Source organism: Alterotamlana spongicola, from assembly GCF_035818475.1.
Lineage (GTDB): Bacteria > Bacteroidota > Bacteroidia > Flavobacteriales > Flavobacteriaceae > Cognatitamlana.
In genome coordinates, this window is sequence record NZ_JAYMGV010000005.1 from 137,700 (window position 1) to 160,498 (window position 22,799).

General features: G+C 34.3%; 21 protein-coding genes and 1 tRNA gene. 11 read left to right on the top strand and 11 right to left on the bottom strand.

What is annotated here, in order from left to right; translation table 11 throughout:
• From VOI54_RS17215 to VOI54_RS17235, 5 genes are all read right to left on the bottom strand, one after another.
• Entirely contained in the window at nt 1–801 is an 801-nt protein-coding gene (locus VOI54_RS17215) for a sensor histidine kinase (RefSeq protein ID WP_326284475.1), read from the bottom strand.
• A complete protein-coding gene (locus VOI54_RS17220) occupies nt 777–1,499 on the bottom strand; it encodes a hypothetical protein (protein ID WP_326284477.1) in 723 nt (240 codons plus the stop codon). Before VOI54_RS17220 ends, VOI54_RS17215 begins: the two co-directional genes overlap by 25 nt.
• 7 nt (nt 1,500–1,506) lie before the next feature.
• Nucleotides 1,507–2,028, bottom strand: a complete 522-nt coding sequence (locus VOI54_RS17225) for a hypothetical protein (RefSeq protein ID WP_326284479.1) — start codon at nt 2,026–2,028, stop codon at nt 1,507–1,509.
• Between the two features lie 75 nt (nt 2,029–2,103).
• Nucleotides 2,104–2,730, bottom strand: a complete 627-nt coding sequence (locus VOI54_RS17230) for a CPBP family intramembrane glutamic endopeptidase (protein ID WP_326284481.1) — start codon at nt 2,728–2,730, stop codon at nt 2,104–2,106.
• A 1-nt stretch (nt 2,731) separates the two neighbouring features.
• Nucleotides 2,732–3,190, bottom strand: a complete 459-nt coding sequence (locus VOI54_RS17235; RefSeq protein ID WP_326284483.1) for an Lrp/AsnC family transcriptional regulator — start codon at nt 3,188–3,190, stop codon at nt 2,732–2,734.
• 159 nt (nt 3,191–3,349) lie between these two features.
• On the opposite strand from VOI54_RS17235, the gene VOI54_RS17240 reads away from it, so the two are divergent.
• Entirely contained in the window at nt 3,350–4,579 is a 1,230-nt protein-coding gene (locus VOI54_RS17240; protein WP_326284484.1) for an aminotransferase class I/II-fold pyridoxal phosphate-dependent enzyme, read from the top strand.
• On the opposite strand, the gene VOI54_RS17245 is transcribed toward VOI54_RS17240, so the two are convergent.
• Together VOI54_RS17245 and VOI54_RS17250 are read right to left on the bottom strand one after the other, a co-directional pair.
• The gene (locus tag VOI54_RS17245) at nt 4,566–5,588 is read right to left on the bottom strand and encodes a metal-dependent hydrolase (protein WP_326284486.1); all 1,023 of its coding nucleotides are present in this window, start codon (nt 5,586–5,588) and stop codon (nt 4,566–4,568) included. The genes VOI54_RS17240 and VOI54_RS17245 overlap by 14 nt on opposite strands.
• A 31-nt stretch (nt 5,589–5,619) precedes the next feature.
• Nucleotides 5,620–6,039, bottom strand: a complete 420-nt coding sequence (locus VOI54_RS17250; protein ID WP_326284488.1) for a hypothetical protein — start codon at nt 6,037–6,039, stop codon at nt 5,620–5,622.
• Between the two features lie 109 nt (nt 6,040–6,148).
• Here VOI54_RS17250 and nhaC point away from each other — a divergent pair, with 109 nt between their 5' ends.
• From nhaC to VOI54_RS17265, 3 genes are all read left to right on the top strand, one after another.
• Complete coding sequence (gene nhaC / locus VOI54_RS17255) at nt 6,149–7,618, top strand: Na+/H+ antiporter NhaC (protein WP_326284489.1); 1,470 nt, start codon at nt 6,149–6,151, stop codon at nt 7,616–7,618.
• Between the two features lie 139 nt (nt 7,619–7,757).
• Nucleotides 7,758–8,402 (top strand): peroxiredoxin, encoded by a 645-nt coding sequence (locus VOI54_RS17260; RefSeq protein ID WP_326284491.1) that lies wholly within the window; start codon nt 7,758–7,760, stop codon nt 8,400–8,402.
• Between the two features lie 248 nt (nt 8,403–8,650).
• A complete protein-coding gene (locus VOI54_RS17265) occupies nt 8,651–9,718 on the top strand; it encodes a T9SS type A sorting domain-containing protein (protein WP_326284492.1) in 1,068 nt (355 codons plus the stop codon).
• Between the two features lie 41 nt (nt 9,719–9,759).
• On the opposite strand, the gene VOI54_RS17270 is transcribed toward VOI54_RS17265, so the two are convergent.
• Nucleotides 9,760–10,230, bottom strand: coding sequence for an ankyrin repeat domain-containing protein (locus VOI54_RS17270; protein WP_326284494.1), 471 nt, complete (start codon nt 10,228–10,230; stop codon nt 9,760–9,762).
• A gap of 85 nt (nt 10,231–10,315) precedes the next feature.
• On the bottom strand, nt 10,316–12,508 hold the full coding sequence (gene katG, locus VOI54_RS17275; RefSeq protein WP_326284496.1) for a catalase/peroxidase HPI: 2,193 nt from the start codon (nt 12,506–12,508) through the stop codon (nt 10,316–10,318).
• A 249-nt stretch (nt 12,509–12,757) separates the two neighbouring features.
• On the opposite strand from katG, the gene tpx reads away from it, so the two are divergent.
• From tpx to ribB, 6 genes are all read left to right on the top strand, one after another.
• The gene (gene tpx, locus VOI54_RS17280) at nt 12,758–13,264 is read left to right on the top strand and encodes a thiol peroxidase (protein WP_326284498.1); all 507 of its coding nucleotides are present in this window, start codon (nt 12,758–12,760) and stop codon (nt 13,262–13,264) included.
• Complete coding sequence (locus tag VOI54_RS17285) at nt 13,257–13,625, top strand: diacylglycerol kinase (protein WP_326284500.1); 369 nt, start codon at nt 13,257–13,259, stop codon at nt 13,623–13,625. Before tpx ends, VOI54_RS17285 begins: the two co-directional genes overlap by 8 nt.
• A 191-nt stretch (nt 13,626–13,816) precedes the next feature.
• Complete coding sequence (locus VOI54_RS17290) at nt 13,817–16,207, top strand: DNA translocase FtsK (protein WP_326284501.1); 2,391 nt, start codon at nt 13,817–13,819, stop codon at nt 16,205–16,207.
• A 10-nt stretch (nt 16,208–16,217) separates the two neighbouring features.
• On the top strand, nt 16,218–16,853 hold the full coding sequence (gene lolA1 / locus VOI54_RS17295) for an outer membrane lipoprotein periplasmic chaperone LolA1 (protein ID WP_326284502.1): 636 nt from the start codon (nt 16,218–16,220) through the stop codon (nt 16,851–16,853).
• Between the two features lie 10 nt (nt 16,854–16,863).
• Nucleotides 16,864–19,260: an LptF/LptG family permease gene (locus tag VOI54_RS17300; RefSeq protein WP_326284504.1), complete on the top strand. Its 2,397-nt coding sequence runs from the start codon at nt 16,864–16,866 to the stop codon at nt 19,258–19,260.
• Between the two features lie 28 nt (nt 19,261–19,288).
• Nucleotides 19,289–20,449, top strand: coding sequence for a 3,4-dihydroxy-2-butanone-4-phosphate synthase (ribB, locus tag VOI54_RS17305; protein WP_442809407.1), 1,161 nt, complete (start codon nt 19,289–19,291; stop codon nt 20,447–20,449).
• 5 nt (nt 20,450–20,454) lie between these two features.
• Here ribB and VOI54_RS17310 read toward each other — a convergent pair whose 3' ends face one another.
• Nucleotides 20,455–21,648: a DegT/DnrJ/EryC1/StrS family aminotransferase gene (locus VOI54_RS17310; RefSeq protein WP_326284506.1), complete on the bottom strand. Its 1,194-nt coding sequence runs from the start codon at nt 21,646–21,648 to the stop codon at nt 20,455–20,457.
• Between the two features lie 122 nt (nt 21,649–21,770).
• Entirely contained in the window at nt 21,771–22,400 is a 630-nt protein-coding gene (locus VOI54_RS17315; protein WP_326284508.1) for an NAD(P)H-dependent oxidoreductase, read from the bottom strand.
• 185 nt (nt 22,401–22,585) lie between these two features.
• Between VOI54_RS17315 and VOI54_RS17320 the strand changes: the two genes are divergently transcribed.
• Nucleotides 22,586–22,670 (top strand) — tRNA-Ser (locus tag VOI54_RS17320).
• Nucleotides 22,671–22,799: the final 129 nt, after the last annotated feature.

Consider the following 22,799-nt stretch of genomic DNA (forward strand, 5'->3'; position numbering starts at 1 on the left):
TTAACTCAAAGGGTAACTTAATACAAGTTGAACACCTGCATCAGGTTTAGACGTTATATGCAATGAGGCCTTGATTAAAGCAGCTCTACTTTTCATATTGATCAAACCGGAACCTTTTTCAACCGTATCCATTTCAAAACCTTTACCGTCATCTTTTGCTGTGATGACCAGTTGCTCTGGTTGATAATCTAAAGCTATACTAATATTTTTGGCTTCTGAATATTTCACTGAATTAGATAAAAACTCCTGGATGATCCTAAAAATTATAATTTCATGCTTTCGGTCAGAAAACAAGACTTTATCTCCTAAAACCATTAACTCTGCCGAATCAAATTTCATCTTTTTAAGACGGTTCAACTCATTGGTTAAAGATTTTTCAAAACCATTATTTAAAACCACTTCATTATTCAGGGTTTTGGAAAGTGCCCTGACTTCGGCCAGACTTTCCTTTAAAGCCTCAGAAGTATCCTTAAATTTTTCCTTGACCTCATCTGCCATCTGCATTTTTAAAATACTCAATTGCATGCTGGCAAAAGACAATAACTGTCCCACATTATCATGAAGCTCCCAGCCAATATTCTTTAAGGTTTGTTCCTGAGTTTCTGTTTGTGCCTGTGCTATTTCAGCTTCAAAAGCCTGTTGTTGTCTAATTTGGTCCTGAAGAAGTTTATTTTTTCGTTTTAAGAATACTACAAAAAAAACAATAACTAAAGTAGTTACAATAACCAAAACAGCTATCATATATATTAATAAATAGCGTTCTGAAGCGGTACTGGTTAATCGTTCTCCGGTTTGCACCATATTAAAGCAAAGGTAAAGGTTGAATACATAAATATATTGGCAAATAAATAGATTTGCCATCTTAAAAAAACAAAGTTCCAATCTCTATCTGGGTTTCCTATTTCATAAGTGAAATATACATCATAAAAGTCAAGTGGCGCTATAATAAGCCACCAAATGAATATAGCAGCACTAATATAAAAATTGAGTGATTTATAAAATGTTAAAATTCTATCACTCAATAATGTTTCTAAAAAATAGAATATTGAACAAAGAAATATTATTAGAGCTCCTAAAATACTTATTACAGGAAAGAATTTATTAAAAAAATCTTTAATATTAAAACCAATATAAACTATAGAAAAACCTAAGAAAGCATAACTTGCAAATTTTATGATCTTTTTAAAGATTTTAGTCTCTAGTATTTTTCGATAATAAAAGGCAAAAAACATAATGGCTCCTATAAACCAATAGCTTGTTGTCCACCAATGGTTCTTTTCAATTACCGAGCCGATCAAAAAACTAAAAAATCGATCTGGATATACATATTTAGCATAGCTTCCTAGAAAATCACATATAGTGAGATAAACTAAAAAAAATATAAAATATTTAGCAGGAGTGCCTTTATACTTTTTGTATAGAATTACACCTGTTGTAGCTGCTAAAAGCTCAACACTATATGTTAAAAAAAAGTAATTGTTAAGTAAAAAGTCTTTCACATAAAATTTATTGAGGGTATCCTCCATTCCCCCCTGATCCTGCATTTAATGGTGAGCATTCCGGGCAATCTCCCCCATTCTGAAGCCCCATATTCATAGGATTCATACTTGCCTGAGCTAATTGTTTGCTAATAGTAGGCACAATAAACATGGTTGTTAAATTTTTTTTAAGCTGTCCGGCATTTTCACCATATACACCTAAATAAATACGTATACCCGACATGTCATAACCTAAACTATCCGTTTGATTTTTTGCATATACAAGATAGTTTTCAATGTCTTCTATGGACCAGAATACAGAACGGTCATCTTTTTTTCTTCCTTGTTTTTGTGCAGCAGAATCTACGGCTGCCTGTCTGTAATCTGTCCAGTTATTATTCAATTCTTTGGCCTTATCAATAGAAATGACCCCATTTGGTTTTACAATTTTTGTTTCTGATGTTTGCATTTCAACAGGTCTCGGGCAAAAGTAATACGTCAATACTGCTCCAATAATAAACCCTAAAATAATGTAAGTTAGTTTTTTCATATTCTTAATTTAATTAATAATAGCTGATTTAAAAGTAGTAAAAAGTTTCAATAATGTAAAGGTTTATATAAAAAATCATGCCGGAAACCCTAACATTACTCCCATACCTACGGTGAACAACCAACAACCATACACAGCATGCTCAATAGACACTAAAATTGTTGACTGTGTTTTATTATAAGTTAACGCAAATAATAAGCCTCCCAAAAAAGTTAACACAATAACCAGAGCATTTCTAAAAAACAGATGGGCCAATGAAAACAAAATAGCATTGATAAAGAGAAATACATTATTGTTTTTAAATAAATTACGGTATCTGCTAAAGAAAAACGTTCTATAAATTAATTCTTGTGGGTATACTGAAAATACACTATAAATGAAAAGAATAAGCAACCATAATTTGGGTTTGTTGTACACCACCTGAAAAAGTGCTTCTTTATTACTAACCCAAACAAATATGAAAGTGATAACCGCAATTAAAGACAGCTTAATAAAGGTTTCTTTCCAAAATAATGTCCAATTAAGATGCTTTACAATTTTAAACTTTAAATGTTCCACTTTTAAAAGCACATAAATCACATAAAGAAAACCAACAACACCAATACCTAATTTTATCCAGGGCGAATACTTAAACACAAAGCTTACCGGAATAAGTACAAATAGTAATAAAAGTTCTAAACCTCTGTATAGTGTTGAATTCATCTTATAAATTTATAGCAGTAGTATGTTTTACCTCATTAATAACAAACATACTGTGCGTACTACCAATATGATTTATGGTTGTTAATTTTTTAACCATAAATTCTCTAAAAGTAGCCATATCTTTAACAATGACCTTTAAAAGATAGTCATAATCTCCACTTATGTGGTAACACTCCAATACTTCGCCTAATTTTTTAACCTCTTTTTCAAAACTTACAACAAATTCCTGGCTGTGCTGAAGTAACTTTATATGACAAAATACCACAAAGTTTCTGTCAATATGCTTTTTATTAACTAAAGCCATATAACCGTCAATAACCCCCTCTCGTTCCAGCTTTTTAATACGTTCATAAACAGCAGTTACGGATAGTCCTAACTTATTAGAAAGTTCTTTGTTGGTTTGTTTACTATCCAGTTGAAGTAGTTCCAGTATTTTTCTGTCAGTAGTATCTAATATCATAATTGAATATATTTCATTCAGGTATTAATCACATTCAAAATTATAATATTTTTTTCTATAAATATTCAAAATAATAGTTTTATTTTCTACAATTACAACTAATAATTGACATTTAGACTAGTTTTCATGAAATTTGCATAAACTCACAAACTTACTACTATGGCTTTTAAACCTGCAAACAGCATTCAGGACTTACAATATTTTGGTGAATTTGGAGGTGTAAATCCTTCCATTTCTGATTCGTCAACCTATACTTTTTTATCTGCAAAAACCATGTTTGACACTTTTGAAGGTAATGCAGATGGTTGTTATTTATACTCGCGCCATTCTTCACCTTCAAATCTTTACTTAGGAGAAGCTTTAGCAGCGATGGAAGGTACAGAAACGGCTAACGTTTCGGCGTCAGGGATGGGAGCAATCACACCAGTTATCATGCAACTTTGTGGAACGGGAGACCATATTGTTTCCAGTCGTACAATATATGGAGGAACCTATGCTTTTTTGAAAAATTTTGCACCAAAGTTCAATATAGAGACCAGTTTTGTTGACATTACCAAATTGGATGTGGTTGAAGCCGCTATCACTAAAAATACCAAGATTATATACTGTGAGTCTGTAAGTAACCCTCTTCTAGAAGTCGCAGATATAAAAGGGTTAGCAAGCATTGCCAGAAAGCATCAATTAAAATTAGTAGTAGATAATACATTTTCGCCTTTATCAATCTCTCCTGCTACTTTGGGTGCTGATATTGTGATTCATAGTTTAACTAAATTCATTAACGGATCCAGTGATACCGTTGGAGGTGTAGTATGTGGTACTCAAGAGTTTATTAATGACTTAAGAAATGTGAATGATGGCGCTTCCATGCTCTTAGGTTCTACTATGGATAGTTTACGGGCAGCTTCCATATTAAAGAATTTAAGAACTCTGCATATACGCATGCAGCAACACAGCAAAAATGCACTGTTCTTAGCTGAAAAATTTGAAGCTGATGGTTTAAAGACCGTTTACCCGGGACTAGAGTCACACCCCTCTCATCAATTATTTAAAACCATGATGAATGAAACATACGGTTACGGTGGTATGCTCACCATTGATGTAGGTTCCTTAGATAAAGCTAATGAGCTTATGGAACTTATGCAGAATGAAAACCTAGGGTATTTAGCAGTTAGCTTAGGCTTCTATAAAACTTTATTCAGTGCTCCGGGAACTTCAACTTCATCAGAAATACCTGAAAGCGAACAATTAGAAATGGGATTAAGTGATGGGTTAATTCGTTTTTCAATTGGATTAGATGCGGACATTGAACGCACTTACAAAATGATGAGAGCATGTATGGAAACATTAAATATTCTGGGGGCTAAACACAAATTATCTACAGCCCTTTAATACGTTTCCATAAGGAAGCTATGACATCTTCCAGGCTATCAAATTTAGGTTCAAAGGGCTTCATATTTAGTCTGCCCTTATCTTTATAAAGCAGTAAGCTAAATACTGAGGTATTTGGATTATCCAGGTCTAAAAGCGGGTAACGTAAATCATTGTATTGGTATTCATTATCACTAATCTTATAAATGCTATAATAGTGATTACTAAACCAAGCTAATCCTTTAATATCATGAAAATCAGAAGGCTCTAAGTCACGCTGTTTAGGCACCTTTCTAAAATTTAAAAATCGGTTTTCTGTATCTAATAAAGAATAATCAGCAACAAAATATGCTGTATTTGTTTGAGCTATACCATACCACAACACGTTATTAAAAATTGCAGGTTGTATGCTAAAGCGCTCATAATCTATATCACTATCCTTTAATGATTTTCTAAAAATTGTATCTATATAAAGTTTATTCCCTAAAGTAAACAACATATAAGCCGAACTAATTCCAATTCCCAGTTTTAACCAAAGTTGACGTTTCCTTGAGGTCCTCTTAAAAAACATCAAAGCAATGATACATATTAAGAACGGAAGCGTATATATAGGATCTGCAACAGCTATATTATTTAAAGCCACTCTATAATTACTAAAAGGAGCAAACAACTGAGTTCCATATGGTGTAAAACAATCTAAAATAGGGTGTGTAAAAAGCGACCAAAAAAATAAATTGATCCAATTCTTTCGTGTAGTCGAATTAAAACGCTTGCCCGTATTATAAAGTTTATGAACCAGCCACCCTAGTAAAAAAGCCGCTAGAACAGAAAATAGGATAGAATGCATAAACCCTCTGTGAAATAGCATGGCATCAATTTCATTGCCGTACAACCAACTGCCTACAAAAACATCCAGATCCGGGATAGTACCACCAATAGCACCAAACAAAAGCGCTTTATTTCCAATCTTTTTTCCTAATACGGCTTCCCCGCAGGCAGCTCCCAGTACAATTTGAGTTAGTGAATCCATATAAGCATGCAAATTTAACCAACTATTTTATTCATTTGCCATTATACCTTTGTTTTATAGGAGTTTTTTTCTTTAAACTTTGCGAAAGGTCAATGGTGCGTCCTCTTAAAGTTTTCTTTACATGTTTATACCTTTCAAAATCTGCTTCAGAGATTTTATCATTAACGTACATGGATTCCATTTCAGTTATATAATTCAAAGCCTTTAAGTTTTGTGTTAATTGCCATTGATTCAATGCTGTGTTTTCATCTTGATCAATATTCAATACTTCTTGTCCTTTTTGGTTTTGAAATTCTTGTGAGGCCTTGGATAAGGATGTATGGTCTTTTTTCTTTTCTATAAAAGTGCTTTCTTTTTCTACAAAATCATGCATCGTGTTGGGATATGAAATATGGTATATAAGTACATATAAAAGCCCCAAGACAAGTATTAACACCAATGAAAATATCATAATAAAAAGCTTGATTTGATATTAATTGTGACACTAATTATCAAATAAGTCACATTGTTTTGAAAGAAACTCAGAAAATCGTAACATTACGAGATTAAAATTTTAATACATGCAAGACGAAAAGAATATTTCCGAGTTTAAAGCCGATGAACAAAACATTATTGAAAACAAAGCACTTAATTTTTTAGAAGCTCTTATTCCGGTAATCATCTTAATGGGTCTCTTAGCTTACAACATCTTTTTTGCACAAGGAGAGATGTTTGGAGCGTATTCAAATCAAATTATTTTATTAATCGGAGGTGGTGTTGCTGCTATTGTTGGTTTCTTTAATAAAGTGTCTTTTAATAGAATGCTAAAAGAAATATGGGAGAATTTAAAAAGTGTATTTATTCCAATTATGATACTCTTTTTGGTTGGTGCTCTTGCCGGCACATGGCTTATCAGTGGTGTGATCCCGGCTATGGTATACTATGGGTTACAGGTTTTAAGTCCTGAAATATTTTTACCGGCATCTGTAGTTATAGCCGCTCTAATTTCAATTGCAACAGGTAGTTCATGGACCACTTCTGCTACTGTTGGTATTGCTTTAGTAGGAATTGGGGGTGCTTTAGGAATTAATCCGGGAATGATTGCCGGAGCCGTTATTTCCGGGGCTTATTTTGGTGATAAGATGTCACCGCTTAGTGATACTACAAACCTTGCACCAGCTATGGCAGGAACTGATCTGTTTACTCATATTAGGTATATGTCAATTACCACAGTTCCAACTATAATTGTAACGCTGATTATATTCGGAATTTTAAGTATCTCCGTCACAACATCAGGGAGTGCTGATGTAGGCAATTTATTAGAAACCATTACCACATCATTTAATATTACACCGTGGCTGTTCTTAGTTCCACTTGCCGTTATAGGCTTAATATTATTAAAAACAAAACCATTAGCAGCACTTGGAATCGGGGTTTTATTAGCCGCTATTTTTGCATTTATTTTTCAGCCGGAAATATTAAACAATCTAGGAGATGGCTCTAAGTTTTCATCTATTATCAAATCTATTTTTACTGACATTCAAATCACTACCGATAATGAAAAGCTAAACGATTTGTTTTCTGCCGGTGGTATGAAAGGCATGCTTTGGACCATATTTTTAATTATCTGTGCTATGGTTTTTGGTGGTGTTATGGATGGTATTGGAGCACTTGCCAAAATAACCGAGGCCTTACTTTCCATGGCTGCTTCAGTTTTTGGGCTATTTGCCAGTACTGTGGTGAGCTGTTTAGGCTTAAACATCATAGCTTCAGATCAATACTTAGCGATAGTTATCCCAGGAAAAATGTTCAAGAAAGCCTTTGAAGACAAAAACCTCGCTCCCGAAAATTTAAGCAGAACTCTTGAAGACTCAGGAACGGTAACTTCTGTACTCATTCCATGGAATACTTGTGGAGCCTATCAATCCGGTGTTTTAGGTGTTGGTGTTGGAGAATATTTTTTATACGCCTTTTTTAATTGGCTAAGTCCGTTTACCACCTTATTATTTGCTGCTTTAAGGATCAAAATAAAGCAGTTGGCTTCAAAATAGAATATCACTATTCTGTTTTCATTATCATATAGGTAAAATCTATGTATTTATAAAGAATTAAAATTTTAATTCTTACCAAAATTTATAATCTATTTTATATTTGCACTTCGAAAATTAATAACATTATAAATATAAAAACATGGCATTAGTAGGAAAAAAATTTCCAGATTTAAACGTTGACGCAATGAATAGCACGGGAGCTACTTATAAAGTAAACGTTCTTGAAGAAGCTGTAAACAATAAAAAGAAAGTGGTTTTATTTTGGTATCCAAAAGACTTCACTTTTGTTTGTCCAACAGAATTACATGCATTTCAAGCAGCACTTCCTGAATTTGAAAAAAGAAACACTATTGTAATTGGTGCATCTTGCGACACTCCTGAAGTTCATTTTGCATGGTTAAGCACTGCTAAAAACAATGGTGGTATAGAAGGCGTAACCTATCCTATTCTTGCCGATAGTAACAGAAACTTATCAAGCATCTTAGGTATTTTAGATATCTCTAATGAAACTTTTGATGAAGAAACCGGTACGGTTCAGGTTGAAGGGGATAATGTAACCTATAGAGCTACTTATATTATAGATGAAGACGGTGTGGTACAACATGAAAGCATCAATAATATGCCATTAGGAAGAAACGTCAACGAATATATCCGTTTAGTAGATGCGTTAACACATAACCAAAAGCACGGCGAAGTTTGCCCGGCAAACTGGCAGGAAGGTAAAGAAGCTATGAATGCAAACGCTAAAGCTACTGCAGAATATTTAGCATTACATGCTAACTAAATCTATGAGTTTGAAATGCAAACTCAATTAATACATTATTGAAAAAGAAGAATTGAAAAATCACTTTGTATATACAGAGTGATTTTTTTTTGAGCCTAAACCTTACTACTTCTCAACATTTTACCATATGGTAAAAATATTAAATTAGAATAATTCTAGATTTGCCGACGATTTACCTTATTTAGAAACATGCCTTATTTATAGCTAAACCGGCAAAATCTAAATGTATACTCTAATCCAAATTGAAAATGAAACTATTCTATTTTTCGTTAATTACCTATTTATTATTTAATTGCGCTAATGCCCAAAGTACGGGTGAGTTTGTAGCAGATGCTCCTTCAGATATTCTTATCAATGGCAATGATTTATACTTCTGTGAGTATAATAATGGTAAAATTTCTAAAATAGATATTACAGATTCCACCCCAGTAAAAACAGAAATATTAACAGGATTATCCAGGCCTTCTGGGATGGCTATCAATGGTAATGACTTATATTTTAGTGAAATTGGCGATGATAATGGCGACCCTGATGATGGTAAGATCTCTAAAATAGATATTACAGATAGCAGCCCTATAATAACAGAAGTGTTAACGGGACTTTCTACGCCTTTTAGTATTGCTATTCAAGATCAAGATTTATATTTTTCTGAGTCAGGTGATCGATCAATATCCAAAATAGATATTACAACTATTAGTCCACCACCTGTACTAGTTTCAGGTCTAACATCTATACCTGGAGGTATTATACTCCATAATAATGATTTATACTTCTGTGAATACAGTAGCGGTAAGATTAATAAAATAGATATTACGGACAGTTCTCCTGTAGCAACGGAGGTAATAACCGGGTTAACTACACCCAGAAATCTTGCTTTTGATGGTAATGATTTATATTTCTGTGAATATTCCAGCGATAAAATTTCTAAAATAGACATCACTGAAGTGTCTCCAACAATTATAGAGATAAATACAATAGCAGGGGCCGGACCTAGTAGTCTTGCTATCAAAAACAGCACTATTTATGTCAGTGAGCTCGATAATAATAAAATTTCTTTTAGTAATTTATCTACACTAAATGTTCACAATTCTTCAATGCAACAAAAGGTAAAGGTATTTCCAAATCCTGCAAATACCTACATAGAAGTTTCCGGTTTAAATAAAAGAAAGGATTACATCATTTACAATACTCTGGGTGTGGAAAAAAATAACGGAATCATATCCAATAATGGTAAGATCAATATACAAAATCTAGCTAATGGAATGTATCTATTGAAATTTGACAACAAAAAACCGATTAAATTTATAAAAGAATAGAATCCCAACGCTACCCTTTATAATATTTCACAAACAACAATTTACTTTAAAAGCTCTATAATATCCTTAAGTTCTTTTTCTTTGGCATAATCCAATGCTGTTTTCCCATTTTTGTCTTTAACCTTTTGCTTAGCCTTATGGTCCAATAATAATTTAACCATTTTGGTTTGATTATACATTGATGCAAAAATCAACGGGGTAATACCTTCAGCATTTGCTATATTGATATTAGCTCCATACTGTATCAACCTTAAAGCTATGGTCAAATTTCCTTTAAAGGATACGCCAATCAAAGCGGTATTTCCAAACGTATCTACCGAATCTACAGGAACCTTATTTTCTAACAACAGATTTACAATAGCTTCTTTATCAAAATAAGAAGCAAATATTAAAGGGGTAAACCCTCTTGGATCTTTAGCATCGATCAGAGCTGGGTTTTCTCTCAGTAGTTCTTTTACTCGCTCTGTGTTATTGGATTGAATGTTGCAAAAAAGATCATCAATAATATTCATAACTGTTCCGTTTTTAAAATAAAATTGGGATAAGTAGTAAGTAGAACAAACATATTTATCCCAATATAATTTTCACAATCTAAAGTTATGTCAGATCAAAACGGTCTAAATTCATAACCTTAGTCCATGCTGTAATAAAATCTTTCACAAATTTCTCTTCAGCATCAGCAGCTCCATACACTTCAGCTACTGCTCTCAATTCTGTATTTGACCCAAAGATCAAATCTGCACGGGTCCCTGTAAATTTTACTTCTCCTGTTTTTCGGTCACTGCCCTCAAATATGGAGTCATCATTTGAAACAGCCTTCCAGGTATAGGTGAAGTCTAAAATATTAGCAAAGAACGCATTGTTCAAACTGCCAACGATATCTGTAAACACGCCGTGTTTTGAGCCATCATAATTTGTATCCAGTACTCGTAAACCTCCAATTAACACTGTCATTTCTGGAATTGAAAGGGTTAATAGATTTGCCTTATCTATTAATAAATCTTCTGCAGCTACATGTAAACCGGACTTGACATAATTTCTAAAACCATCAGCTATTGGCTCCAAATAACCAAAGGATTCTATATCGGTTTGCTCCTGTGAAGCATCCCCTCTACCTCCGGTAAAAGGTACCGTTACAATATATCCTGCATTTTTTGCAGCTTGTTCAACACCAACAGAACCTCCCAAAACAATCAAATCTGCTATTGAAATAGTACCTTCAAATGCGTTTTGAATACCTTCATAAACTTCAAGAACTGTTGCTAATTCAGTTGGGTTGTTTACTTTCCAATCCTTTTGAGGAGCCAAACGAATACGTCCTCCATTAGCACCACCGCGCATATCTGAACCTCTAAACGTTGAAGCCGAAGCCCAGGCTGTAGAAACCAATTGAGAAACGGTTAATCCTGAAACCTCAATCATGGTTTTTAATGACGCTATATCTGAATCACTCAAAGTATAATCAACAGAGGGAATAGGATCTTGCCATAATAATTCTTCTTTTGGCACTTCCGGGCCTAAATAACGTGATATGGGCCCCATATCTCTATGGGTTAATTTATACCATGCTCTGGCAAATGCATCTTCTAATTCCTTTGGGTTTTCCTGAAAACGTTTTGAAATTTTTAAATACCCCGGATCTAACTTTAGAGCCATATCGGCATCTGTCATCATTAGAGCTTGTTGTTTTGAAGCATCACCCGCAGTTGGAGCCATTCTGGCCTGAGATTCTTTTGTTGGGGTCCATTGACTTGCTCCCGCCGGGCTTGTTGTTAACTCCCAATCATAGTTTAACAATACATCAAAATAATCATGATCCCATTTGGTAGGGTTTGGGGTCCACGCGCCTTCCAGTCCACTTGTAATAGCATCATCAAGCTTTCCAGTACCATAGCTGTTTTTCCAGCCTGTACTCATTTCTTCAATAGCAGCACCATGAGGTTCTGCCCCTACAAAATCATCAGGATTAGCTGCACCATGAGCCTTACCAAAAGTATGCCCCCCTGCAGTAAGAGCTACAGTTTCTTCATCATTCATTGCCATACGTCCAAAAGTCTCTCTCATTAACTTAGCTGAGCCTAACGGATTAGATTTTCCATTTGGTCCTTCCGGGTTAACATAGATCAATCCCATATGTGCCGCACCTAAATGCCCTTCCAAATTATCGTCATCAAAACGTTCCTTATTACCTAACCATTCGGTTTCAGATCCCCAATAAATATCTTGTTCGGGTTCCCAGGCATCTACCCTTCCGCCAGCAAATCCAAAGGTCTTAAAGCCCATAGATTCCAAAGCACAATTCCCTGCAAGAATCATTAAATCTGCCCAGGAAATCTTTTTACCATATTTCTTTTTAATTGGCCAAAGTAACAAACGTGCCTTATCCAAATTGCCATTATCCGGCCAACTATTTAACGGTGCAAAGCGTTGATTACCTGTGTTTGCTCCCCCTCTACCGTCTCCTACCCGATACGTACCGGCACTATGCCATGCCATTCGTATCATAAGTGGACCATAATGCCCGTAATCTGCCGGCCACCAATCCTGAGAGTCCGTCATTATATTCATCACATCTGCTTTAAGAGCTGAAAAGTCAACACTATTGAATGCGTCTGCGTAGTTAAAATCCGCTCCCATTGGATTAGATTTTACGCTGTGTTGCTTAAGAATATTAAGCTTCAATTCATTAGGCCACCAATCTCGGTTTTTTGTACCACTACCAGCCGATTCTTTTTGAGCACCTCCATAAAACGGGCACTTACTTGCGTCTCCATTACTATTGTGTTCCATTATTAAAGTTTTTATATTTCATTCTGATTACCTAAAGATACAGATTGTATCAATATAAATTTTAGAATTATATTTTTATAAATTATATTAAAATTGATAAAAACTATTGCTTTCTCTTATCTTATAAGTTTTATATATGCTAAGATGTTTATGAGCAGACATTTAGAGCCATTTAAAACTAATCTTAATTTAGCATCAATTAAACAGTAAATATTCCTAATTTTAGGTTTTCAAATAAAAAAACAGAATATGGCAAATATAACTTTGGGCGGAACCCCGGTAAAAACTTCAGGTAGCTTACCAGAATCAGGAACTCAATTACAGGATTTTGAGTTAGTGGCAACTGACCTTTCAACCAAAACTTTACAAGATTTTAAAGGCAGTAAATTAGTATTGAATATTTTCCCGAGTGTAAATACTGGTGTCTGTGCGGCTTCAGTAAGACAGTTTAACACAGAGGCAAGTGAATTAGACAACACTAAAGTATTATGCATTTCAAGGGATTTACCTTTTATGCAAGACCAGTTTTGTGCCGCAGAAGGCTTGGAAAATGTCATTATGCTTTCAGATTTTAAAACAGGGGCATTCGGCAAAACCAATGGTTTAATATTTGTAGATGGTGGTTTTGAAGGCCTTTTATCCAGAAGCATTATTGTTACAGATGCACATGGTAAAGTTATTTATACAGAGCAGGTGCCCGAAACAGGAGAAGAACCAAATTACAAGGCCGCTTTAGAAGCGCTTTACAATGAGTAAAAAAGAATCTTTTTTAACAAATAGGTTGAAAAGTGTCAGATACGCCTTTAAAGGTGCACTTTTACTCATAAAGACAGAGGCCAGTATTCAGGTACAGTTTATAATTGCAGTGATTATGACCATTGCCGGGTTTTATTTTAATATTTCTTCAAATGAATGGACGGTTCAAGTTCTAGCCATAGGCTTGGTCATGAGTATTGAAGGAGTTAATACTGCTATTGAAGAAATTGCTAATTTTATTCACCCTGAGCGCCATGATAAAATTGGCTTAATAAAAGATATAGCTGCTGGTGCTGTGTTTATAGCTTCCGTTTTTGCTTCTATTGCAGGCTTGGTAATATATATTCCAAAGATTTTTTAAAAATACTAAGTTAAAGAAAGCGTACCACCCTAGGAAACAGTTAACATAACCCAACATTTGTTTTTATTGCTTTTGCAATTTTTCAAAATAAAGTTTCGTTAATGTTAGTAATTTGTATTTTTGTTGCATTGTGAAAACAATTCAATTAAGAATACATTTTTAGTATCTCAATTTGAATCAACAAATCATTAATGGCAAAACGTACACCCAAAGCTAAAAAAACACCTAAGAAAAAGTTTAAAATGCCTCATTTTAAATTATCCAGTCAACAAAAACTGGTACTTGGGAGCTTTCTTGTTATTAGTGGGTTGTTACTTTTTATTGCCTTTGTTTCATTTTTATTTACGGGAGAAGCTGATCAAAGTACTTTATCTGAATTTGCATCAAGACATGTAAAAACTCAAAACTGGTTAAGTAAATCCGGGGCCTGGCTAAGCGATTTTTTCATACAACGTGGTTTTGGTATAGCTTCTTTTATATTTTCCGGATTAATTTTCTTATCCGGAGTTTATGTTTTAATGAATCTCAACAAAACTAAACTTAGAAAGCATTGGTTTTGGGGTGTACTCATTATCATATGGGTATCTGTTCTTTTAGGCTTTTTTGCAAACCACAACGATATTCTTGGAGGTGTAGTAGGTTTTGAAATTAATAGTTTTTTACAAGACTATATTGGTAAAATAGGAACATCTCTATTATTACTTTTTGGATTGATATCCTATTTAGCTATACGATTTAAGGTTTCATTTGAAAGTATTACCAAACTTTTTAAATCCGCAAAAAAAGACCTTAAAAATGAACTTTCAGATTTAAAGGAAGGTACTATTATACCTGTAGATAATAATTTATCTGATGAAGCGGAAGCCATCAAATCTGCTTTTGAAATTCCATTGGAACAAAAAAAGGAGCCTGAACCAGAAAAGGATATAACAGCTACTGTAAAAAATGCGCCGTTAGAGGTAAAAGTTCCGGAACCGGAAATTCAGGAAGAGCCAGAAATAGAAATTAAGGTTGAAGACATTAAAGAAGAGGTCTCTGAAACTGACAATCTTGCAGATAAATTAGTTGAAGACTTTGGACAGTTTGATCCCACCTTAGAGTTAGCCAAGTATCAATTTCCGACGCTTGACCTATTAAAAAAATACGATACTGAAGGCATAAAAATTAATCAGGAAGAGCTTGAAGAAAACAAAAATAAAATTGTTGAGACCTTAAACAACTACAAGATTGGTATTGCCAGTATTAAAGCTACTATTGGTCCAACCGTAACCCTATATGAAATTGTTCCCGAAGCAGGTGTAAGGATCTCAAAAATTAAGAATTTAGAAGATGATATTGCCTTATCCTTATCGGCATTAGGTATTCGTATTATTGCACCTATTCCCGGAAAGGGTACCATTGGTATTGAGGTACCAAATAAAAACTCGACCATAGTATCCATGCGTTCTGTGATTGCTTCAAAAAAGTTTCAAAGCTCAGACATGCAGCTTCCTATTGCTTTAGGCAAAACCATTAGTAATGAAACATTTGTAGTAGACCTGGCCAAAATGCCTCACTTACTTATGGCAGGAGCTACAGGTCAAGGTAAATCTGTAGGTTTAAATGCCGTTTTAACGTCTCTGTTATACAAAAAACATCCTGCGGAGGTTAAGTTTATCTTAGTCGATCCTAAAAAAGTAGAGCTCACCCTTTTTAATAAAATTGAGCGCCATTATTTAGCCAAGTTACCGGACAGTGAAGATGCCATAATTACTGATAACACTAAAGTGATCAATACATTAAATTCGCTTTGTATTGAAATGGATAACCGCTATGAGCTTCTAAAAAATGCCATGTGTAGAAACATTGCAGAATATAATGCGAAGTTTAAAGCCAGAAAATTAAACCCGAATGACGGTCATCAATTTTTACCATATATTGTTTTAGTTGTTGATGAATTTGCTGATTTGATTATGACTGCCGGTAAAGAGGTGGAAACACCAATTGCCCGTTTAGCTCAATTAGCACGTGCCATAGGTATTCATTTGATTATTGCTACGCAGCGCCCTTCGGTAAATGTTATTACCGGTATTATAAAAGCCAATTTCCCTGCTCGTATTGCGTTTAGAGTAACTTCTAAGATTGATTCCCGTACCATTTTAGATGGATCCGGAGCAGACCAGCTCATTGGTCGTGGTGATATGTTATATACCCAGGGTAATGATTTAATCCGTATTCAATGTGCATTTGTTGATACTCCGGAAGTTGAAAAAATAACTGATTATATAGGTTCTCAAAAAGCCTATCCGGATGCTTATATGCTTCCTGAATATATTGGTGAAGAAAGTGGCACAAGTCTTGATATAGACATTTCTGATAGGGATAAACTCTTTAAAGATGCTGCTATTGTAATTGTAACAGCACAACAAGGGTCTGCATCATTATTACAACGAAAATTAAAATTAGGTTATAATAGAGCCGGTAGGTTAATTGATCAATTGGAAGCTGCCGGGATAGTAGGCCCGTTTGAAGGCAGTAAGGCCAGACAAGTTTTAATCCCGGATTTATTGGCATTAGATCAACATTTGGAAAATGAAATATAATTATATTACAATGAAAAAATTAATTGCTATAATATTAATTACACTCTCAGCCCATGCTTTTGCACAAGACAAAGCTAAAGCACTATTAAATGAAGTCTCTCAAAAAGTAAAAAGCTATGAGAATATTTCTCTGGAGTTTAAATACACCTTAGAGAATATTTCTGAGAACATAAAGCAAGAAACTAAGGGGGATGTTGTTATGCAGGGCGAAAAATACAGATTAAATATTCTTGGAGTAACCCGTCTTTTTGATGGTAAAACCATGTATAGCATCAGTGCAGAAGATGAAGAAGTAACCGTTTCTAATACCATTGATGATGAAAGTGATGCGATCACACCAAGTAAAATGTTATCGTTTTACGAAGATGGGTACACTTATAATTTAGACATTAAACAAAATATTAATGGTCGGAAAATTCAATATGTAAAACTAATACCAATAGATTCAGAATCAGAAATAAAGGAACTTCTTTTAGGTATTGACGCTCAGACAAAACACATTTATAATTTAATTCAGGTGGGTAAAAACAGTACAAAAACCACCCTAACGGTAAATTCTTTTGAAACAAATCAACCTTTATCAAAAACCTTATTTACCTTTGATGCCAATAAATATAAAGATTATTACATCAACAAATTAGACTAAGTATCAACGTGTGAAAATACTGGACCGTTACATACTCACCACCTACCTTAAAACTTTTCTCAGCGTGTTTGTTATACTCATGATGATTTTTGTTTTGCAGACCATATGGCTCTATATTAAAGAATTGGCTGGTAAAGATTTAGATTTAATAGTTATTGTTAAGTTTTTAGTGTATTTCATGCCTAAACTCATTCCTTTGGTATTACCTCTTACTATACTGTTATCTTCTATAATGGTATTTGGAAGTTTTGCCGAGAACTATGAGTTTGCTGCTATGAAATCAACAGGTATTTCATTACAACGCGCTATGTCCGGTTTAAGCGTTTTTATAGTTGGTTTAGCCATAATTACTTTTTTCTTTTCAAACAATATCATTCCATGGGCAGAACTTAATTCTTATAACCTAAGAACAAATATTGCTAAACTAAAACCTTCCATGGGAATTGCGGTAGGACAATTTAATGAAATAGAATTATCCCCATACAATATAAAAGTAGAAAGGAAAAGCGGAGACAGAAATCAGTTCTTAGAAGATGTTACCATACATATAAAAGGAAAGAACGGACGAACCAATACTACCGTTATCAAATCCAAAACCGGTGAGCTTGCCAGTGAAGAAGATTCCAATGTCTTAAAACTCATTTTATTTGACGGGTATCATTATAGTGATCTTGAAGAAAATACAAAATCAAGAAACAAGAAACCATTTGCCAAAAGTTTCTTTGAAAAAAAGATAATCAATATAGATCTATCAAAACTTAATAGTGTAGATTTTGAGGAAAAATCCCAGACTGACAAATACAATATGTTGGATGTCGTTGATTTGAATAAAACCATTGACTCTCTTGTACTACATAGTAAAGTTGAGCACCAATCTTTCTCTACCATCCTGGAACGAAGATCGGGAATCAATACAATTTATAAAAGCCTTTCGTCTATAAAGAATAAAAAAGAAAAGGCGTATACCGGAGCCATTTTGGATGTTTTTGATACTAAAGAAAAACTTCAGATGGTTGATGCTGCCTTGAAAGGGTTAAAAAGCTCAAAACAAGTTCTGTCCACTAAAGAAACTACAGTAAAAAATGCAAAAGCCTGGCTTAACAGGCATATTATTTCATTACATGAGAAGTTTGCTTTGGGTTTTGCCTGTATTATTCTATTTTTTGTTGGAGCTCCATTAGGCGCTCTAATAAGAAAAGGAGGAGTTGGCCTGCCTATGGTTATTGCCATTGTGTTATTTTTAACTTATCATTTTATAGGAATTTTTGCTACCAATAGTGCTAAAAGTGATGGTTTTAATCCTATTCTGGCCAGTTGGTTTTCCACCTTGGTTATGTTACCCTTGGGAATATTTTTAACAAAACGTGCTACTGAAGACAGAGGATTATTTGAAACTGATGGCCTATTAGAACCATTAAAAAAGTTATTTGGTTTAAAGAAAAAAGAGCTTTTAGAAGACGAGTCTTCATTTCCCAACCCATCTGATGAATATAGCAGTCTCAACCAAAATGACAATAAAACGCTCATAGACATCATTAAAAACTACAGGCAATATAATTATACTGTTAAATATAAAAACACCGCTTTGGCTGTTCTTGGTTACAGGGGAATTACTAAACAACAACTAAAATTTGGTGGGCATTTCAAGGATCAAAAATTTGAAGATACTATTCGTCTTAAAAATAAATTTGAAGAGGACTCAAATTTGGCGTTCATTTTATATATTTCTATGACCGTTTTTATACTTGCCGGTAGAATTTTAGAAAATAATACCTTTCCCCTAATTGGCAACATTCTCTTTGTAATAGGGATAATCATTGGTATCATTTTTCTATTTGCTATTTCCAAATCTTTTTTAAGCAACTCTAACTTAAACAAACACTTAGGTAAAGAATCCAAGTATGGTGCTATACTTTTTCTTTTAACTGGACTACCGCTTTACTTTATTGTTCATTTTTATCTGAAAAAGAAACATAGTGAAGAATTGGATATAAAATCACCAAAGACTATAAAAGCTGCTAGCGATTCTAACGATTTAAAACCTGTAAGAGCTTTTAACGATACCGAAATTCAAGAGATACAAGGTGCTTTAAAAAATTACAAAGCACATTCTGCTTATGCCATTGTTCTTTACAGTATTGGCTTCACACTATTGATACTTCACTTTGTATTTGCAAATAATAAATTACCTTCATTAGCTTCTTCGTCTTTGGAGTTGAGTATAGTTTCCTTAGTACTATTTCTCATTTATTATATGAAATCACTTTTTAATATGTCCGGTTTTTATAAGCACTTAGAAAAGGGACTCAATATTCTTCTTGTCATTATTGGTTTTCCACTGTATTTGCTCACTTATTTTATTTTTAAATTGAATGTCAAAAAAGACTTGAAACAAAATAGTTTATAATTTTTAAAATAAGCAATACCTTTGCAAAATGATGGCAAATACTATGACAGAAAAAAGCAGTACAAAGATTAAGCTTAATACCATACATGAAGCTATAGACGATATTAGAAACGGAAAAGTAATCATTGTAGTTGATGATGAAAACCGTGAAAATGAAGGAGATTTTTTAGCTGCTGCTGATAAGGTAACTCCACAGATGATAAATTTTATGGCCACCCACGGACGTGGGTTAATCTGTGCGCCTCTTACTGAAACCAGATGTAAAGAGTTAGAACTTAACATGATGGTAAATAACAATACAGATCCTATGGAAACGGCTTTTACTGTATCTGTTGATCTGAGAGGGAGTGGTGTTACCACTGGTATTTCTGCAAATGACAGAGCCAAAACGGTAAAGGCCTTAATAGATCATGGTACTAAACCTTTTGAACTGGCACGCCCCGGGCATATTTTTCCTTTAGTAGCCAAAGAAGGTGGCGTACTACGTAGAACCGGACATACTGAAGCTGCTATAGATTTTGCAAGATTAGCCGGTTTGAACCCTGCCGGGGTTATTGTTGAAATCATGAATGAAGATGGTTCCATGGCGCGTTTACCGGAGCTTTATGAGGTTGCCAAAAAGTTCAACCTGAAAATTGTATCTATTGAAGATCTGGTGGCTTACAGAATGCAACACGATTCTTTAATTGAGAAAAAAGAGGATTTTCAGATAGCAACCCGTTTTGGAAGCTTTAGATTGAGAGCTTACAAACAAACCACCAATAACCAGGTTCATATTGCATTGACCAAAGGACAATGGAAAGACAACGAAGAAGTGCTTACCAGGATAAATTCTACCTTATTTAATAACGATATTTTGGGTACACTTACTCATAATGCAGATAAGCAATTGGATGATATGTTTAAAGTGATTAATGATGCGGGTAAAGGTGCTATAATCTTTATTAATCAGGAATCACAATCTATGAACGTGCTTAGCAGGTTAGCCTTTTTAAAAGAGCATCAGGATTCTAAAACCATTGCCAGAGCTCCAAAAATAAATATGGATAACAGAGATTTTGGTATTGGCGCTCAAATTCTCCATGATCTGAACATTCATAAACTCAGATTAATTTCCAATACCAAACAAACCAAACGTGTTGGTTTAATTGGCTATGGCTTAGAAATTGTGGATTACGTCACGTATTAATAAAGTTATACTATACGTTTTATAATCTCCACCATTTTAGTGGCTCTCTCCTTAACTTCTGTTTCGGTCCAGGACAATTTTATTAAGCAGGATATATTTCTGGCTATATAATGGTCTGATTTTTCAAAAGTTTTTGTTTTCAAATAGTTTAGCCCGTTTTTTACATCTTCTGAAATAGGGAATAGTGATTTTAAATCTTTTAAATGCTCCCATTTTCTTATGTAATGCCAATTGTTGTTATAGTAGTGAAAACAAGCATCTACCCCATTGTTTTTAAAAGCTTTAGATACTTTGGTTGCCGTTTCCAGATCTGGTAAAAAGAAGTTTAAAAAGGCATAGCTTTCTTCACCTCCTTCCGGAACGGTTCTAAAAGTTACTTCTGGAATACTTGACAGGGCTTCTCTTAGAATACTATAATTTCTTTTTTGAATTTCTATAAACTCTGGTAAGCGATTTATTTGTGCTAAACCAACTGCTGCATGCAATTCTGATATTCTGAAATTATATCCTAAATACGGGTGTGTTTCTGCTCCTCTATCATCCCCTATATGGTCATGCCCATGATCACTGTAATGATCTGCATTTAAATAATAGTCTGTATTATTGGTAACTACTGCCCCGCCTTCTCCACAGGTAATTGTTTTTACAAAATCAAATGAAAAGCATCCTAAATCTCCAATACTGCCTAAAGGTTGCCCTTTGTAACTTCCTCCTATAGCCTGGCAGGCATCTTCTATTAGCAATAGGTTGTGCTTATTACAAATAGATTGTAAGCTATTCATATTTGCCATACTACCGCACATTTGCACCACCATAACCGCTTTGGTCTTTGGTGTTATAGCTGCTTCTACAGCTTCAGGATCTAAACCTAAGGTATCATCAATATCTACAAGTACCGGAATAGCCCCCAGCATCATAATGGCCTCAAAACTTGCCACAAAAGTAAATGTAGGCATAATAACCTCATCTCCTGCTCCAACACCTGCTGATGCTAAGGCTACAGATACTGCTGCCGTTCCACTTGAAACCAGTTGTACGTGTTTAGATTGAAAAGTATTTTCAAGTTCGGCTTCCAAAGCTTTTGCTTTCCAATGGCCATTACGCATCCCATCAAATCCGTAGCGCATAAGCACACCGTTATCTAAAACATCCTGTACTTCTTTTTGTTCTAAATCTCCAAATAATTCAAATCCTGGCATAGTTCTTTAATTTTATTTTGATTTGTTATGCGTTAGGGATTGAGGCATTTGTTGAAGCTCTCCCGATTTTTATCGGGAAGCGACTGCCGAAAGCCCGACCTGTAAGGTAACGCCCAAATGGTTTACAATTCTATTATGGCTTCGTTTATTGGTTTTCTTACTTTTTTGAATTCTGAAAACATATCATCATCTGCCCGATAGCCAATGGGTAATAGTAATACTGATTTTAATCCTCTTTTATCTAATTCCAAAATACGATCATAAGATTCCGGTAAAAAGCCTTCCATAGGACATGAATCAATGCCTTCAATAGCACATACGGTCATTAAATTACCTAATGCAATGTAGGCCTGGTTTGCTGACCAGCGTTGACGCTCCTGTACAGACTTCCCGTTCATCATTTTTGTTAAATCTTCTCTATAGGGTTTTAAAATTGTTTCCGGAGTATTACGAATGTCTTTTATATTATTGTAATAGTTGACAATATCTTCTTCTACAATATCTTTTTGAATACAAATCACCAACAGATGCGAAGCTTCAAATACCTGAGTTTGATTATATGAATGCTCAACCAATTGATGTCTTAAATCTTTATCTTCTACAACAACCAATTTGATGGTTTGCAACCCAAAAGATGTTGCCGTTAAATTAAAGGCCTGCTTAAGTACATTCAGTTTTGCCTCTGAAAGTTTTTTTGAAGCATCAAATTTTTTTGTGGCATAACGCCATTGCAATTGCTTTATGATATCCATTGGAGTATGATATATTTGTGCAAAAATAGTATTTGCATTTTTGTTTTTGGCCCATTGGGATATAAAATATACTGATAATAGGGTGCTAAAAATTTATTGCAAAAAACATGCAATTTATTTGAAAGAATTAAAAAAGGGTTCTATATTTGCACCCGCATTCAGGGAATACCTGATGAGGCACTCAAGGAGAAATGGCAGAGTGGTCGAATGCGGCAGTCTTGAAAACTGTTGAGGGTCACACCTCCGGGGGTTCGAATCCCTCTTTCTCCGCTGAGAATTTATCAAATTCTACTAAAAGCCGATAAACACTATGTTTATCGGCTTTTTTAATTTTATAAAGTGCCAAATAATAGCAAAAATCACCAAATAAAAAGGGGCTAATTCGGGGTCACTTCCATC

What these genes read in the sequence shown, in the direction of transcription:
- VOI54_RS17215 (WP_326284475.1), bottom strand. Translation starts at nt 801, where the DNA reads ATGGTGCAAACCGGAGAACGATTAACCAGTACCGCTTCAGAACGCTAT.
- VOI54_RS17225 (WP_326284479.1), bottom strand. Translation starts at nt 2,028, where the DNA reads ATGAAAAAACTAACTTACATTATTTTAGGGTTTATTATTGGAGCAGTA.
- VOI54_RS17230 (WP_326284481.1), bottom strand. Translation starts at nt 2,730, where the DNA reads ATGAATTCAACACTATACAGAGGTTTAGAACTTTTATTACTATTTGTA.
- VOI54_RS17235 (WP_326284483.1), bottom strand. Translation starts at nt 3,190, where the DNA reads ATGATATTAGATACTACTGACAGAAAAATACTGGAACTACTTCAACTG.
- VOI54_RS17240 (WP_326284484.1), top strand. Translation starts at nt 3,350, where the DNA reads ATGGCTTTTAAACCTGCAAACAGCATTCAGGACTTACAATATTTTGGT.
- VOI54_RS17245 (WP_326284486.1), bottom strand. Translation starts at nt 5,588, where the DNA reads ATGGATTCACTAACTCAAATTGTACTGGGAGCTGCCTGCGGGGAAGCC.
- VOI54_RS17250 (WP_326284488.1), bottom strand. Translation starts at nt 6,039, where the DNA reads ATGATATTTTCATTGGTGTTAATACTTGTCTTGGGGCTTTTATATGTA.
- nhaC (WP_326284489.1), top strand. Translation starts at nt 6,149, where the DNA reads ATGCAAGACGAAAAGAATATTTCCGAGTTTAAAGCCGATGAACAAAAC.
- VOI54_RS17260 (WP_326284491.1), top strand. Translation starts at nt 7,758, where the DNA reads ATGGCATTAGTAGGAAAAAAATTTCCAGATTTAAACGTTGACGCAATG.
- VOI54_RS17265 (WP_326284492.1), top strand. Translation starts at nt 8,651, where the DNA reads ATGAAACTATTCTATTTTTCGTTAATTACCTATTTATTATTTAATTGC.
- VOI54_RS17270 (WP_326284494.1), bottom strand. Translation starts at nt 10,230, where the DNA reads ATGAATATTATTGATGATCTTTTTTGCAACATTCAATCCAATAACACA.
- katG (WP_326284496.1), bottom strand. Translation starts at nt 12,508, where the DNA reads ATGGAACACAATAGTAATGGAGACGCAAGTAAGTGCCCGTTTTATGGA.
- tpx (WP_326284498.1), top strand. Translation starts at nt 12,758, where the DNA reads ATGGCAAATATAACTTTGGGCGGAACCCCGGTAAAAACTTCAGGTAGC.
- VOI54_RS17285 (WP_326284500.1), top strand. Translation starts at nt 13,257, where the DNA reads ATGAGTAAAAAAGAATCTTTTTTAACAAATAGGTTGAAAAGTGTCAGA.
- VOI54_RS17290 (WP_326284501.1), top strand. Translation starts at nt 13,817, where the DNA reads ATGGCAAAACGTACACCCAAAGCTAAAAAAACACCTAAGAAAAAGTTT.
- lolA1 (WP_326284502.1), top strand. Translation starts at nt 16,218, where the DNA reads ATGAAAAAATTAATTGCTATAATATTAATTACACTCTCAGCCCATGCT.
- ribB (WP_442809407.1), top strand. Translation starts at nt 19,289, where the DNA reads ATGATGGCAAATACTATGACAGAAAAAAGCAGTACAAAGATTAAGCTT.
- VOI54_RS17310 (WP_326284506.1), bottom strand. Translation starts at nt 21,648, where the DNA reads ATGCCAGGATTTGAATTATTTGGAGATTTAGAACAAAAAGAAGTACAG.
- VOI54_RS17315 (WP_326284508.1), bottom strand. Translation starts at nt 22,400, where the DNA reads ATGGATATCATAAAGCAATTGCAATGGCGTTATGCCACAAAAAAATTT.